This window comes from Bradyrhizobium sp. 2S1 (genome assembly GCF_011516625.5).
In the GTDB taxonomy this organism is placed as follows: domain Bacteria; phylum Pseudomonadota; class Alphaproteobacteria; order Rhizobiales; family Xanthobacteraceae; genus Bradyrhizobium; species Bradyrhizobium septentrionale.
In genome coordinates, this window is record NZ_CP147717.1 from 134629 (window position 1) to 148994 (window position 14366).

Sequence of the window (14366 nt, forward strand, 5' to 3'; positions counted from 1 at the left end):
TGCACGAGTTCAGATTAAACCCATGCAGCCGCGGTCCCTCAGTGCCATAGCGATACCGGATGCGGTCGGCATATTTCGCGCCAAGCACACTCATTCGATTCGCTCTACATCGCCTGCGAGAGGGCCACTGAGTGGAAGCGTAGCATTCACGGCATCTAAGTGCTGGATGGCCCGCTATTTCGACCAGATGCGCCAGTGTGTGGGTCGCACAGCGACGTGTTCTCCGGTCTTGGTCTTAATCCAGCCGCCGAAGATCCGGCGGCAAGGAAACACCAGCCGGTGAATGGTATTACCCTCAATGACGGCAATCTCCAGATCCCGATCAAAGGGCGCCGCTTCGATCCGTTCCCACGTCATCTTGTCAGTAGATGCTGTATGGTGTTTATCGCCGCGAATAGACAATTGGGGCAACCTTCTGAACAGCATGGATCAGTTCGCTTGGTCGGTGCGGGAACAGGTTGAGCCAAATATTGGCCGAGCGGCGCGTGATCTCGATCGCTTCGGTTGCCGTCCAGGTCCTATAAGTCATAGTTCGTTGAACCCGTGATGGGACATGATCCGCTCGCTAACTGAATTACGAGGATTAACGCTCCGATACAGCTTCCCGGCTACGATCGAGAAGATCCCGCCCTGCTCAAGACAATGCCGGCTAGTATCGGCCGCTGTCTTGCAGAAATCAGACTGAACTGCTGCCTGCGAAGTCGTGCCAGCGGCGCCACAAGTGTTCCCGTGGTCTTTCATGTCGAACATCCTTCATTGGTGAGAAGACTCCCAAGTGGGCGAGCGTGAGATGGATGGCCTCAACGCGTCCTTGCGAGCCTGGCGGGCGTGTCCAAGCGAAAATGTGACGCCCCCGGCTTCGCTTGATGCCATGCCGATCGATCTAGCTGCGCTCGGCCCCAATCATTGCGCCGGTCCGCCGGTCGACGAAGTGGACGCCATCACAAGCAGCGCAGGTTATTGGGGCAGGTCGTCGGCGCCTAGCTCGGAGGCGTCATCCGGCAGCAGTCCTTGAACCCGGTCGCCGGTATTTGGACACGAAAAGATGATGGGCCGCCAAGTCCTTCTGTCTGCCATGTCTCTGACCTTGACCGGAACGTCTTTTCTATCGCTAAGCCGCCGCCGCAGTATTGATGCAGGTCAAAAAAGCCGATGCACGTCGAGAATCGCCAGCGGTGAGCCCGGTGCGAGGAGCACAGCGTCCCTGCAGCAACATGTATCGGCTTGGTTGATTGGAGCGATTTGCTCGGCCCCATTTTGATGCATGTCAAATCCCATGGGCCGCCATCAGCTAAGGCTCTTTCGAGGGATGTGACACACGGTGAGCCAATCTGCACATATCGGTCGTCCTTGGCGGTTCAGAAATCTGCTTAGGCGGTTACGAGCAAGCCTGTCTCGGTCATCTGAGCTAGCCCGTCTTATTCGTCAGAGTGCGCCTGAGAGGCTGGCGAGCGTGGTGTAAAGCGCTGATGCGGCGTAGGATTCGGTTGCAAAGCCAACCCCATCACCTCAACCGCGAACGCCAGGCCCGCCATGACCGATGATACGATTCTGCCCTTCTCGTTTCCAGCCGTTCACGCCAAGAAAGTCACAGCTGCCTTCGATGGCGGTCGGCTGACCTCGAACGGGGGCGTGATGCTTCTGGCGATGGCCGAGCGGCGTCTCGGCTTGGCCGACAATTTGGCCCGGGTGTTCCCGGATCGGCGCGATCCGACGCGGGTCGTGCACAGCCTTGTCGATATGTTCCGCGCGCGCATGTTCGCGATCTGCTGCGGCTACGAGGACGCCGACGACCTCGATCATCTGCGGTCCGATCCCGCATTCAAGCTGGCCTGCGGACGGCTGCCGGACACGGGTCGCGATCTGTGTTCCCAACCGACGCTGTCGCGGCTGGAGAATGCTCCGCGCCTGCGCGACGTGATCCGACTGACCTACACTTTGGTCGACGCATGGATGGATAGCTACCCGCGCGAGCCGGCATCCGTCACGCTCGACATCGATGATACCTGCGATGTCGTCCACGGCCATCAGCAGCTCTCGCTGTTCAACGCTCATTATGACGAACGCTGCTTCCTGCCGATCCACGTCTACGACACGGAGAAGAGCCGGCCCGTGGCGGTCGTGTTGCGGCCCGGCAAGACGCCGGGCGGCGTCGAGGTGCGTGCCCATCTGCGCCGCCTGATACGGCATATCCGGACGCGGTGGCACAACACGCGAATTACGTTCCGTGGCGACGGGCACTATGCCCGGCCGGAGGCAATGGCGTGGTGCGAGACCAACGGCATCGACTACATCTTCGGTCTGTCCGGCACCAAGCCGCTCGCCAGAAAACTCGACGAGGCCGCCGACGACATCCGCACGCGACGCGCCATCGAGAACCTGCCGGTTCTGCGTGGCTATACCGAGACGCGCCACAAGGCCAAGTCCTGGGATCGCGAACGGCGTACCGTCGCCCGTATTGAGGCGACGATGCTCGGCCTCGACATCCGTTTCGTCGTCACCAGCCTCGATGTCGGCTCGGCCGAGTGGATCTACGACAGCCTGTATTGCGCGCGCGGCCAAGCCGAGAATCTGATCAAGCTGCATAAGACACAGCTCGCCTCCGATCGCACCAGCTGCCGTTCGGCGCTCGCCAATCAAGTCCGCCTCGTTCTCCACACCGCCGCTTATTGGCTGATGCTGACCGTGCGCGACGCGATTCCCAAAGCCCGGGAATTGGCCACAGCCGAGTTCGCGACGCTGCGTCTTCGTCTCTTGAAACTCGCTGCCCGTGTCGTCGAGACCACGAGCCGCATTCGCCTTGCGTTTGCCGCGGCATGTCCCGAAGCCGACCTGATCCGCGGCTTGCCAGGCGCGCTGCTGCCTCTCGGTCCTTGACCGGCGGGGCGTCCGCCCCCCGTTCGCCCAACCTACACCTCAAGCGCGTTGCAAAGTACGGGTCGGTCAGGCGGTGAAAAGCCGAAGGCAATCCCGCGCGCCTCGTCAGAGCAGATGTGCGGCCACATCAATCGGACTAAAAAAAGCACTCTCACGAATAGGACGGGCTAGGGCCTGTTTGGATTCCGGATTCTCATCCTGGCTTGGTTGTGATTCAAGCTTGGGATGGACCGATTCGTTTTGACTGATGCCCAATGGGCGAAGATGGAGCCGCTTTGTCTTGGCAAGCCGGGTGATCCCGGCCGGAGCGGCAATAACAACCGGCTGTTTGTCGAAGCCGTGCTGTGGATTGCGCGCACGGGCAGTCCGTGGCGCGATCTGCCGCGCGCCTTCGGCAACTGGATAACCGTGTACACGCGCTTCCGCGACTGGGCCAAGGCGGGCGTCTGGAAGCGCATGTTTGATGCGGTCTCGGACGAGCCGGACATGGAGTACGTCATGGTTGATGCCACCATCGTCAAAGTCCACCGCCACGGACAGGGCGCAAAAGGGGGACGCAAAACCAGGCGATCGGCCGCTCGAAAGGCGGAATGACCACCAAAATCCTGGCACTGACCGACGCGCTCGGCAATCTCCTGCGTTTCGTGCTGCTGCCAGGACAGCGCTTCGACACGGTCGGCGTCCCGCCGTTGATCGAAGGGCTGACCTTCGATGCGATGATCGCCGACAAGGCGTTCGACAGCAACGCCATCATTGCCGACCTCGACGCACGCGGCGCCAAGGTCGTCATCTCCCAGCACCCGCGGCGCGCAAAACCTCTCGCCATCGACGCGGAAATCTACAAATGGCGACATCTGATCGAAAATTTCTTCTGCAAGCTCAAGGAATTCAAGCGGATCGCCATGCGAGCCGACAAAACAGATATCAGCTTCGAAGCCATGATCAATCTCACCGCCGCTGTGATAAATTCAAGATGAATCCAAACAGGCCCTAGCTTACTTGAGCTCTCACGACATCGATGCGATCGCGCGTGAGCTTAATCTGTCCACGTCCGCCTTTCGCAGGATGGCTCAAAGTCCGGGTTCTCCTGAACTCTTAAGCAAGCGCCTCGCACTTGCCGGTTTTTCCGAGAATGCGCTTGCCGCTCGTCATGGTGACGTAATGCGCGATCTGCAGCGGGTGTGCGGCCTGTGTCGGGCTAAGGCCCGCTGCGCCGCCGACGCCGGAAAGGAGAAGTATACAGGTCTCCCGGACGACTGCCCTAACGAACAAACCCTGCGCGCGCTTGGTCGCGAGATTGTCCGTCGTCAGATAATTTGAGACTAATCAGGCTTTCGAGAAGGGAGGCTCTGGCTCATCTGTTGTTGGAGTTTAAGCGGCCTGCAGTTGGTGCTGCAAGCGGCGGTTTGCGATGGTCTCACGCTTGATGCGCTGTCGTTCGGTTAGGATGGTCTCGGCTCTGCCGAAGTAGACGTCAGCCGGGGTCAGGTTTTTGATGCTCTCATGATAGCGGACGTGGTTGTAATGCTCGACGAAGGCGCCGATCCGCCGTTCGAGGTGGTGAGGTAGATAATAGTTCTCGAGCAGAATGCGGTTCTTCAGGGTCTGATGCCAGCGCTCGATCTTTCCCTGGGTTTGGGGATGATACGGAGCGCCGCGCACGTGCTGCATGCCCTTGTGTTCGAGCCACCTGGCCAGATCGTCCGCGACGTAACTCGAACCATTGTCGCTGAGAAGCCTCGGCCGGTGCGCGACGGTGATGTGGTCAAGGCCGGAGGCCGCGAGTGCCTGGTCGAGTGTGGCCGTGACGTCGGAGGCACACATCGTGGGACCAAGCCTCCAGGCGACGATGTAACGCGAGAAGTCATCGAGCACGGTCGACAGGTAGTACCAGCCCCAGCCGGTGATCTTGAGGTAGGTAAAGTCGGTCTGCCAGAGCTGGTTGATGGCGGTGGTCTTGTCCTTGAACTCGTTCGCCGCCTTGATCACCACATAGGCGGGGCTGGTGATGAGGTCATGCGCCTTCAGCAGCCGATAGACCGATGCCTCGGAGACAAAATACTTCCGTTCGTCGGTGAACCGCACGGCCAGCTCGCGCGGCGACAGCTCGGGCAGCTCCAGCGCCAGGTCGATGATCTGGCCCCGCACATCGTCGGGGATGCGATTCCATATCCGGTCAGGTCGAGACCGGTGGTCAGCCAGCGCCTCGACGCCGCCATCACGATAGCGATCATACCATCTATAAAACGTGGCGCGTGGGATCCCGAGCTTGTCCAGCGTGCGCTTGGCCGGCAGGTGCGACTGCTCGACCAACTGGATGATCTCGGCCTTCTCGGACGCAGGATATCTCATGCCTCGTCCTCCCCATCCCCGTTCATGCTTTTTTTGAGTAGGCGGTTCTCAAGGGTGAGGTCGGCCACGACTTCCTTCAATGCGGCCGTCTCACGACGGAGATCCGTCACCTCGCCGGAGGTCGCCGCACGCGCCGTATCGCCCGCCAGGCGGCGCTTACCGGCTTCGAGGAACTCCTTCGACCAGCCGTAATACATTGAGGCGGCAATGCCCTCACGCCGGCAGAGCTCGGAGATGTTCTCCTCGCCCCGCAGTCCTTCCAGCACGATGCGGATCTTCTCTTCCGCCGAATACTGCCGGCGGGTCTGGCGCCGAATGTCCCTTAGTACCTGTTCTGCCGGCGCTTTGCCCGGTCCGGATTTCTGCTTCATCTTCGCTCCTGGTGGCTACGATGAACCAGAAATCCTCCCTCCGCAAAATCCTTCAATTTGTCTCACACGCCCTGACGGCAAACACAACGCTCAACTCGCGGTCATCCTGATCGATGCACGCAAGGGCGTGCTGGTCCAAACCAAGCGCCACTCCTTCATCTGTTCGCTGCTTGGTATTCGGCATCTCGTCCTGGCCGTGAACAAGATTGACCTCGTTAGCTACAAAAAAGAGATCTTTGACCGGATCTTCGCAGACTATGTGGCGTTTGCTGCCGATCTTGGCTTTGCCTCGATCGTTCCGATTCCGATCTCCGCCCGGTACGGCGACAATGTCGTCGATCGCTCCTGTAATACTCAGTGGCATGATGGCCCATGCCTGCTCGGTCACCTTGAGAGCATTGACATCGGCTCCGACAGCGCGGGCCAGGCGTTCCGCTTTCCTGTCCAGTGGGTGAACCGGCCGAATATTTCCGCGGTTATGCCGGGTCCGTGGCTTCGGGGAGCATTTCTGTGGGAGACGATATCGTTGTCGCCACATCCGGGCGGATCGCGCGAATCAAGCGGATCGTGACTCGGGACGGCGATCTCGCTTGCGCTGAGTCCGGCGACGCCATCACGATTGCGCTTGAAGACGAGATCGATGTCCGCCGTGGCGATCTCCTGGCACGACCGACCGAGCGGCCGCAGGTCGCCGACAAGTTCGCCGCTCATCTGATCTGGATGGATGAGGACCCGCTTATTGTCGGACGCAACTACATTCTGCGCATCGGGACGCAGACCACAGCCGCTTACATTACCGCAATCAAGCACGAGATCGACGTCAATACGCGTGAGCATCAGGCAGCTAGGACGCTGAGTCTCAATGAGATCGGCTTTTGCAATGTCTCAACGGCACTGCCCGCGGCGTTCGATCCTTACGAAGTGAATCGCAAGACCGGATCATTCATCCTCATCGACCGTTATACCAATCGTACGGTCGCAGCCGGCATGATCGCATCTCCATTGCGACGGGCTGCAAACGTCGCCTGGCAACCCCTTGACGTGGGAAGGAAGGAGCGGTCAAGAACCAGAAGCCTTGCATTATCTGGTTCACCGGCCTGTCCGGCGCGGGAAAGTCGACGATTGCCAATATCGTCGATCAGAAGTTGTTTGCAATGTCGCGGCATGCCATGTTGCTGGATGGGGACAACGTCCGGCACGGACTAAATGTGGACCTCGGTTTCTCCGATGTCGACCGCGCGGAGAACATTCGGCGTGTCGGAGAAGTTGCCAAGTTGATGGCGGACAGCGGCTTGATCGTGATCTGCTCGTTTATCTCGCCTTACAGGGCGGATCGAGACCTGGTGCGCGGCTTGGTAGGTGGGGAGGAGTTCATCGAAGTCTTTGTCGACACGCCGATCGAAGAATGCACGCGGCGCGATCCCAAAGGTCTCTATTCAAGAGTGAAGTACGGTAAGATCAAGAGCTTCACCGGCATCGATGCGTCCTACGAAGCCCCCATAAGACCCGAAATTCATCTCAGGACCATGGAGCAAACGCCTGAGCAGTCAGCGGAAGTTGTGGTCGGTGCCTTGATAGCGCGCGCAATCCTTGGCGGTTCGTAGCGCAGAACCTGACACTGCGCATCGCACGATAGATTTTGTAGGAGATGAGCTCACCAGTCTGCTGGCTGGCCAAGGCGACTCGGGTTAAGCAGGGGCATCGATCCGAATTGTCCTCTAAAGGAACAAAATGGTCGCACCCGCTCGTCGATTGCCCGCTTCTGGTTACGTGCGCGAAGTCGACGGTCAGTTCAAAACCGAATTCGCGACCAGAGATGGAGCTTGGGCAGGAGCGGAGGAGCTCAAGAAACGCCGTCCCATGCTCCAGGTCAGAGTCTACGACGCAATGATAAAGGACCACCGCGCGGCGTCGCGGTCAGGCAATCTCGTTGCTCAAGCGCTTCAAGGTCTTCTACACACTGATCAGCGCGAAGATCCGCCTGCAGAAACCCGGTATTCCGGCCTGGTTTCGGCAAGGATCGCGCATGAAGCCAGAGGATCAGCCAACTTCACTTGTCTGCAGGCATCGAGCTAGCAGGCGAAACGCCGACCATCCTGTTGTCGACAGGGGATGACCAGCAGGATGTTGAGGGCGGGACTCTTGACCGCCCTCGCGACAGGCTCTCTGCGGTAGCCATTGAGAACGCCACTGCGCTCGGAATGCCGATGCTAGGCATCTGCCGTGGACTTCAGGAACTCAACGTTTATTTCGGCGGCACACTCCGGCCATCGCTAGCGGCGTGGAGGCCCGAGAGTGGCCAGATGCATGCCGAGAAACCAGATCGTCCAAGGGACCGCCAGTACGATGCCGCACACAGCGTGAGAATATGTTCTGACGGTGCGCTGTTTCCGATCGCGCGCGCCGTCGCAGCGCAAGTTAACTCCCTGCACAATCAAGGCATAGAGACACTTGCCGCCGCGCTAAAGCGCGAGGCGTGGGCGCCTGACGGCCTGGTCGAGGCAGCTTCAGTCATTGGCGCGCCGACAATGCAAATCGGAGTGCAATGGCATCCCGAATGGCACGTAGCAACCGATCTCCTCAGCCAGCAATTGTTCGCGGCATTTGGAGCGGCGTGTGCTGCCTATCGCCAAACAAAGAAGCAATAGAGGCGGATGGTGACATTTCAATCGAAGCGCGGTCCGTTAAGGTCGAAAGGAGAGGCGCTCGGGACTGATGCGCGAGCATGGTTCTGGGGGCGTGCTGCAGCATTCCATGGGCAGAACAAGAGCGGGCGATCGGCAAGTCGCTTCGCTCTAGGAGCCCGTCCAGATATGTTTTCGTGACGGGCATTTGTTGTAGAGTAGCAGGCTCAGGCTGCGTTTGCGAGGTTGAACAGCTTGAGGAGGTTATGGACGGTGCAGATCATTGTCCACTCGGCGCGCACTTTCTCGATGCCCCGCAACAGGAACTGGCGGAAGCCTCTTGCCTGTTTGATCTGCCCGAACACCGGCTCCACCACTTGCTTTCGCAATCGGTAGGGTGTTTCGAAGCCGCCATCGTCGATCTTCTTTCGCATGGCCTGTGTCAGCGGGCCGCCGACTTTTCCGTTCGCTACTGTCGGGTGCTTGGCGCGTCCGGGCGCGACATAGCCATCGATGCTGCGTGTGTCGAGCGCTTCGAGATTGGCTTCGCTGCAGTAGCCGGAATCCGCTGAGGCCTGCCGCGGCTTGCGGCCAAGATTGCTCTCGATGGCCTCGATCAGGGGCACCAACTGGCCCTGATCGCTGCCGTGCTGGGTCAGTTCTTGCGCGACAATGATCTGGGCATGTGCATCGACGGCCGCCTGGGCATTATAGGCCTGAACGAAGCCATCCTTCGACTTCATGATGCGGCTTTCCGGATCGGTGAAGTTGCGTTGCGCCTTGGGATTGGGTTCCTCCGATGGCAGCGCCGCCGGTTTGCCCGGCTTCTTGCGGCCTTCGGCCTGGCGCTGCTGTTCCTTTTCGGCCTCGATGCGGCGCTCTTCCTCCGCCGCCAGTTTGGCGTCCGCTTCCAGCGCCGCCATCGCTTGCTGGATCTTCGCCAGCCGTTTCTGCTTGTCGACGGTCCAGTCCGGCAGTTCGTCGCTGTTGCCGAAAGTCTCATCCTCCGAGGCATCCGCCGCCTCGGCGGCCGCCAGCATGCGAGCGACCTCGGCCTTCAATTCCGCCTCGCGCTTCTTCATGCGCTCATAACTCATCGCCTTGTGTTTCGACGCGTTCGCCTTGATCTTCGTACCATCCAGCGCGACATGACCGAGCTTGACCAGCCCGGCCGTCTCGCACAACTTCAGAACCTGCACGAATAGCGCGCCGAGCGCCTTCAAATGTCGCTTGCGAAAGTCGCTGATCGTCCGAAAATCCGGCGCATCCAGCGCCACGATCATCACAAAATCGTTCCGCTCCCGGCAGGCCTTGGCAATCCGACGCGACGAATACAGCCCACTCGCATAGCTATGCAGCAGCAGCGCCACCATCATCCGCGGATCAAACGGCGGCTGCCCAAGCCCGCTCACATAGCTGCCCATGATCTCCCTGAGATCGAGGCTCTCCCGCACCAGGTCAACCATAAACCGCGAGACATGGCCTTTCGGCACGAAGTCCTGCACATTCGGCGGCAGAAGCAGCGTCTGATCGATGTTCCAAGGCCGAAAATACTTGCTCATCGCCCAATGTTGAATCAGACCCGACCAGATTTGAACAGCGACTATCCAGACAAGCTCCTAGGAGTTCTCTTTGTGGCGCTTTATGTCGTCGTGAGCGCCGCAGGGGAGGTTTATGCCGCGTCGTATTTTCAGCAGGCAGACGTGTTCGTCGCTCTGCTGCTGTCCTTTGCTGCGGTTTGTCTAATGTTCAATCTCCTAGCTCGCCACGAGGGAGGCGAGGCGCGGCTGACGAAGCGCTCGCTCCTGGTTCTTGTCTCGCTCAATGTCGTGACCGCGATAAGCTGGATCGGCTTGTTCATCGGTCTCAAATATGCAGAACCGGCGATCGTCGTCGCGTTCATGGTGGCGTTAGGGCCCACAGCAACAGTGTGGTTAAATGCACTGATCAGGCGACAGGGCGTCCCTCCAGCATCCGATGTTGTCGTGAGCGTTACGATCGCGGCGATTGGATGCTACATGATTTGGATCTCGGCTAGCGGCAACGCGGGCATGGAGTGGGGGACTCGATCGTCCTTTGGCATCGTCTTGGCAATCGTGGCCGGTCTATCGCTGGCCCTCACAAATATTCTCGTCAAGTTGCTCTTCGACCGTGGGTTTTCTGTACGGCAAGTGCTGGCCCATCGGTTTAACGCAACCATTCTGCTGCTGCTGGGACTGGTTGACTATTCCTCTCTCGTGCTTGAGATCTCGCAGCATTGGCTTGCAATCGCAACGATTGGGCTGTCGACGATCATCGTTCCTTTGCTCTTGATCCAAGCGGGCATTCGCCGCGTAGAGCCCTTCACAGTCAACATGGTCCTGTCCACGGCTCCTATCATCACCTTTCTGTTCCAGTACTTCGATTCTCGCATCGTGCCTTCCTCACATACGTTCGTTGGAAATGTTCTCATTACGGCTGTCGCCTCGGGCAACATCTACTTGCAGTATCGGAGATCCGCATGAAGGAACGCAGTTGCGTAATCGTGGACGCATACTCGACCGGTCGATACCTACCGGAGGAGTTTGAGTGTTATGAAATTGGAACGGTGCACGTGATGTCTGCTGCGCAAATTCCTGCGATCTTTCAACCGCATTTCAATGCAGATCTGTGTGATGAAGTCATTCGTCCGCCCGAGCAAATGTCTAATGAGGAGATCGTTGAATTTCATGCTCAGGTCCTCCGCGGCAGGAAGCTGGAGTTTGTTATCGCGGGGTGCTCAACCGGTGTTGAGCTCGCCGACTCGCTGTCGGAGCGGCTAGGGTTACCTTCAAATGGGACGGCGCTGTCAGCCGCCCGACGTGACAAGGCGCGTTTGTCTGACGCGCTGGGCGCTGCAGGCGTGCGATCGATCAGGCAGGTCGTGTCCAATAATGCTGAAGAGGTCACAAACTGGAAGCATCGCGCGGATTTCGATGAAATCGTGGTCAAGCCTCTGAACAGTACGGGTACCGAGGATGTGTTCTTTTGCTCGACTGACGCCGATATTCGGAGAGCTGTAGGCGCAATTGTCGGGAAGACGAACCGTACAGGAGCGTTCAATCATTTTGCGCTTGGACAGGAGAAGATAAACGGCCAGCAGTACACCGTAAATGCGGTCTCGATCGACGGCGAAGCCTTCGTTACCGAGGCCTGGACCTATGACACCGTTCCTATTGAGGGGGCGTCGTCGGTTTGCTCGGTGGAGCGGTTGTTGGGGGGCAGGGAACCGATTGTTCATGAACTGTCCGACTACTTGGTGCGCGCTTTGCAGGCGCTTCAGATTGTCGACGGACCTGCTCATGCCGAGATCATCGTCGACCATCGGGGACCGGTTTTGGTGGACTTCGGAGCGAGGCTTCAAGGAACCATGTCGGCAAAAGCACGAACAATGGCGTTGGGTCATAACCATATGGCGCTGACGGCGTGGCGCTACGCAGATCCCCAAGGCTTTGCTGCGTATATGAGGCGGCGTGGGGCTTACAAACGGCAGGCTCATGCACTGTGCGTCTCGCTGATTTCCGACACGGCCGGTGTTGTTAGCGGCTATTCGGGTCTGGAAACGATTCGCAAGCTCCCGAGCTTCGCTGATGCCATTGCTTTCGTTCCGATAGGCCAAAACCTGGTTCCGACGGTCGACTTAGCATCGACACCGGGAATTGTTTATCTGGTGAATAACGAATTGAATCAGCTTGAGGATGATTATCGCAAGTTGCGAGCGATGCGGATGGACCACGTGTTTGATTTGATGACGCAGGATCGCAACTGATGTTAACCGATGCTATTGGGGTGAATCCAACCCACGCGACAATGATCGGTGTGAGTGATTTTGATGGCGTCCTGCGGGGCAAACACATCTTACAGGAAGATGTCTCGGATCGAGACGGAGTCATCAAGTTCTCTGAAGCGGTGCTCGCCTGGGATTGTTCGGACCGAGTGATACCAGCCGGCTTCACGCAGAAGCCTCTGTCGGCGTTCGGAGACGCCGATCTGCGTATACTGTCAAGCACCGGACGTGCTGTGTCTTATGTCGGGGATCAACGCCTCTACCTCGCCGAGTTTACGGGCGCGCATGAGGGTATTTGCCCGCGTGGCGTTCTGCGCAAGGTCCTTCGAAGGGCTGCTATCCATGGATACAGCTGCGCTGCCGGGTTCGAGTTTGAATTTATGCTGTTCAAGGAGAACGCAGACACGATAGAAGAGAAGCCCTTTGACAAATGGGTTCCGTTAACGCGTGGTCCATTCGGTTACTCGATTGCGCGCTCTGTCGCACACCAGGAGCTGTTCGGTGAGATCTTGGTGCTTTGTGACAAGGCCAGAATACCTCTTATCGGGCTGCACTTTGAAACGGGGCCTGGCGTCATTGAAGCGTCACTTCATGATTGTGATGCGCTGGAGGCTGCATGTTTCGCGGGATCGTGAGCACGGATTTCAGGGGATCGTGAGCAGAGATTTCAGACGATCGTGAGCACGGATTTCGCGGGATCGTGAGCAGCTTTTCAGCGGCTCAGCCCGCTTCGGCCGACAACTCAACCGGCTTAGGAACTGCCTCGTCAGTGAACGAGGAAGGCCGATGCCCACCCAGAGATTGTCGATGCGCCGGATCAAAGAGGTTCTCCGCTTAAAACATGTTCAAGGCTTGCCGGAGCGAGCCATCGCGCGCACCCTGGGCATCAGCAACGGAGCCGTGCACAGCTATCTGCGCCGAGCCGGGGCTGCCGGACTGAACTGGCCGTTGCCGGTCGGAATGACCGACGAAGACCTGGAGCTGCTGCTTTTCCCTGCGCCGAGGCCTGCGTCACAGAGCCCACAGCGGCCCGTTCCCGACTGGGGCTATGTCGACAAGGAGCTGCGCCGGCGCAACGTGACCCGCCGGCTGCTGTGGGACGAGTATCGCGCCAGCCATCCCGATGGATTCGGCTACACATGGTTCTGCACGACCTACGAGGCCTGGAAGGGGCGAGCCCGGCCTTCGATGCGGCAGACCCATCTGGGCGGCGAGAAGGTTTTCGTGGATTTCGCCGGCGACACCATCGACGTCATCGCCCCCTCAAGTGGGGAAGTGCAGTCGATGAAGCTGTTCGTCGCAGCGATGGGCGCCTCCAACTATACCTACGCCGAGGCCTGCCCAAGCGAGGGGCTCGCCGACTGGATCCGGGTCCACATCAACCTTTTCGCCTTCCTCGGCGGCGCGCCGACATTCGTGGTCTGCGACAATCTCAAGGCCGCCGTCACCAATCCCGACCGCCACGATCCTGGCCTCAACCGAACCTATGCCGAGATGGCGAGCCATTACGGCACGGCCATTCTCGCAGCCCGGCCGCGGCGCCCAAAAGATAAGGCAAAGGTCGAAGTTGCGGTGCAAGTCGCCCAGAGATGGATTTTGGCGCGGCTGCGCAACCAACGCTTCTTTTCGTTGGCGGAGCTGAACGCAGCCATCAAAATACTCGTCGTCGAACTCAATGCCCGGCAGATGCGCGACTTTGGCGCCAGCCGCGCCGAACTGTTCTCCGAACTCGACAAGCCCAAGCTCACAAAGCTGCCGGATCAGGCTTACGCTTTCGCGCGCTGGAAGCGATGCCGGGTCGGCCCCGACTATCATATCGAGATCGATGGACACTGGTATTCCACGCCATATCGGCTCATCCGTGAGCTTGTCGATGCCCGCATCGACGACAGGACGGTCGAGATCTTCCACAACGGCCGCAGGATCGCCAGCCACGCCCGCGCGCCCAACCGGCGGGGCCACACCACCACCGCCGACCACATGCCCAGCGCCCATCGGCGCTACGGCCAATGGACGCCCGCCGGAGTGATCGCCGCCGGCGAGCGGATCGGTCCGTCGACCGCCGCCTTCTTCCAGGCCGTGATCGCGGCCCGGCCGCATCCCGAGCAAGGCTTTCGCACCTGCCTCGGCATTCTGTCGCTGGCCAAAAGCTACAGCGCCGAGCGCGTCGACGCGGCCTGCCGGCGCGGCATTCTGATCAAGGCGCGATCCGTCGCCTCGATCCGCTCCATCCTCCAGAACGGCCTGGATCGCACCTTTCTCGACGAGCCCTCCGAACCCCAACCCCTGCGCCACGGCAACATCCGCGGCCGGGATTATTTCCACTGAAGCCAAGGA

Annotated in this window: 9 protein-coding genes and 2 pseudogenes; 8 read left to right on the forward strand and 3 right to left on the reverse strand. The window is 59.3% G+C overall.

Annotation, left to right across the window (positions count from 1 at the left end; genetic code table 11):
- Positions 1-174: 174 nt before the first annotated feature.
- On the reverse strand, positions 175-426 hold the full coding sequence (locus tag HAP54_RS00605; protein ID WP_312022757.1) for a hypothetical protein: 252 nt from the start codon (positions 424-426) through the stop codon (positions 175-177).
- Between the two features lie 1107 nt (positions 427-1533).
- Between HAP54_RS00605 and HAP54_RS00610 the strand changes: the two genes are divergently transcribed.
- Together HAP54_RS00610 and HAP54_RS00615 are read left to right on the forward strand one after the other, a co-directional pair.
- On the forward strand, positions 1534-2877 hold the full coding sequence (locus HAP54_RS00610; protein WP_166204320.1) for an IS1380-like element ISBdi2 family transposase: 1344 nt from the start codon (positions 1534-1536) through the stop codon (positions 2875-2877).
- A 264-nt stretch (positions 2878-3141) separates the two neighbouring features.
- Positions 3142-3854: pseudogene (locus tag HAP54_RS00615) on the forward strand (IS5 family transposase).
- Between the two features lie 394 nt (positions 3855-4248).
- Here HAP54_RS00615 and HAP54_RS00620 read toward each other — a convergent pair.
- Positions 4249-5600 (reverse strand): IS3 family transposase gene (locus HAP54_RS00620; RefSeq protein ID WP_166298338.1). Its coding sequence is split into 2 segments (ribosomal slippage): positions 4249-5264 and positions 5264-5600, totalling 1353 coding nucleotides; the frame shifts between segments, so codons are not numbered across the junction.
- 76 nt (positions 5601-5676) lie between these two features.
- On the opposite strand from HAP54_RS00620, the pseudogene cysC reads away from it, so the two are divergent.
- Both cysC and HAP54_RS00630 read left to right on the forward strand, forming a co-directional pair.
- Positions 5677-7204 (forward strand): annotated as a pseudogene (gene cysC, locus HAP54_RS00625) (adenylyl-sulfate kinase); the annotation flags it as partial.
- Positions 7205-7654: 450 nt separating this feature from the next.
- A complete protein-coding gene (locus HAP54_RS00630) occupies positions 7655-8248 on the forward strand; it encodes a gamma-glutamyl-gamma-aminobutyrate hydrolase family protein (RefSeq protein WP_210292795.1) in 594 nt (197 codons plus the stop codon).
- Positions 8249-8451: 203 nt separating this feature from the next.
- Here the strand turns inward: HAP54_RS00630 and HAP54_RS00635 are convergent, their stop codons facing one another.
- Entirely contained in the window at positions 8452-9786 is a 1335-nt protein-coding gene (locus HAP54_RS00635; protein WP_166202952.1) for an IS1182 family transposase, read from the reverse strand.
- 72 nt (positions 9787-9858) lie between these two features.
- On the opposite strand from HAP54_RS00635, the gene HAP54_RS00640 reads away from it, so the two are divergent.
- The 4 genes from HAP54_RS00640 to istA all read left to right on the forward strand — a co-directional run bounded on the left by HAP54_RS00640 (position 9859) and on the right by istA (position 14357).
- Positions 9859-10728, forward strand: a complete 870-nt coding sequence (locus tag HAP54_RS00640; protein WP_224496925.1) for an EamA family transporter — start codon at positions 9859-9861, stop codon at positions 10726-10728.
- A complete protein-coding gene (locus HAP54_RS00645) occupies positions 10725-12011 on the forward strand; it encodes an ATP-grasp domain-containing protein (protein ID WP_166298519.1) in 1287 nt (428 codons plus the stop codon). Before HAP54_RS00640 ends, HAP54_RS00645 begins: the two co-directional genes overlap by 4 nt.
- A gap of 50 nt (positions 12012-12061) precedes the next feature.
- On the forward strand, positions 12062-12664 hold the full coding sequence (locus tag HAP54_RS00650) for a hypothetical protein (protein ID WP_339156820.1): 603 nt from the start codon (positions 12062-12064) through the stop codon (positions 12662-12664).
- Positions 12665-12815: 151 nt separating this feature from the next.
- Complete coding sequence (gene istA, locus HAP54_RS00655; RefSeq protein ID WP_166217180.1) at positions 12816-14357, forward strand: IS21 family transposase; 1542 nt, start codon at positions 12816-12818, stop codon at positions 14355-14357.
- Positions 14358-14366 lie beyond the last annotated feature (9 nt).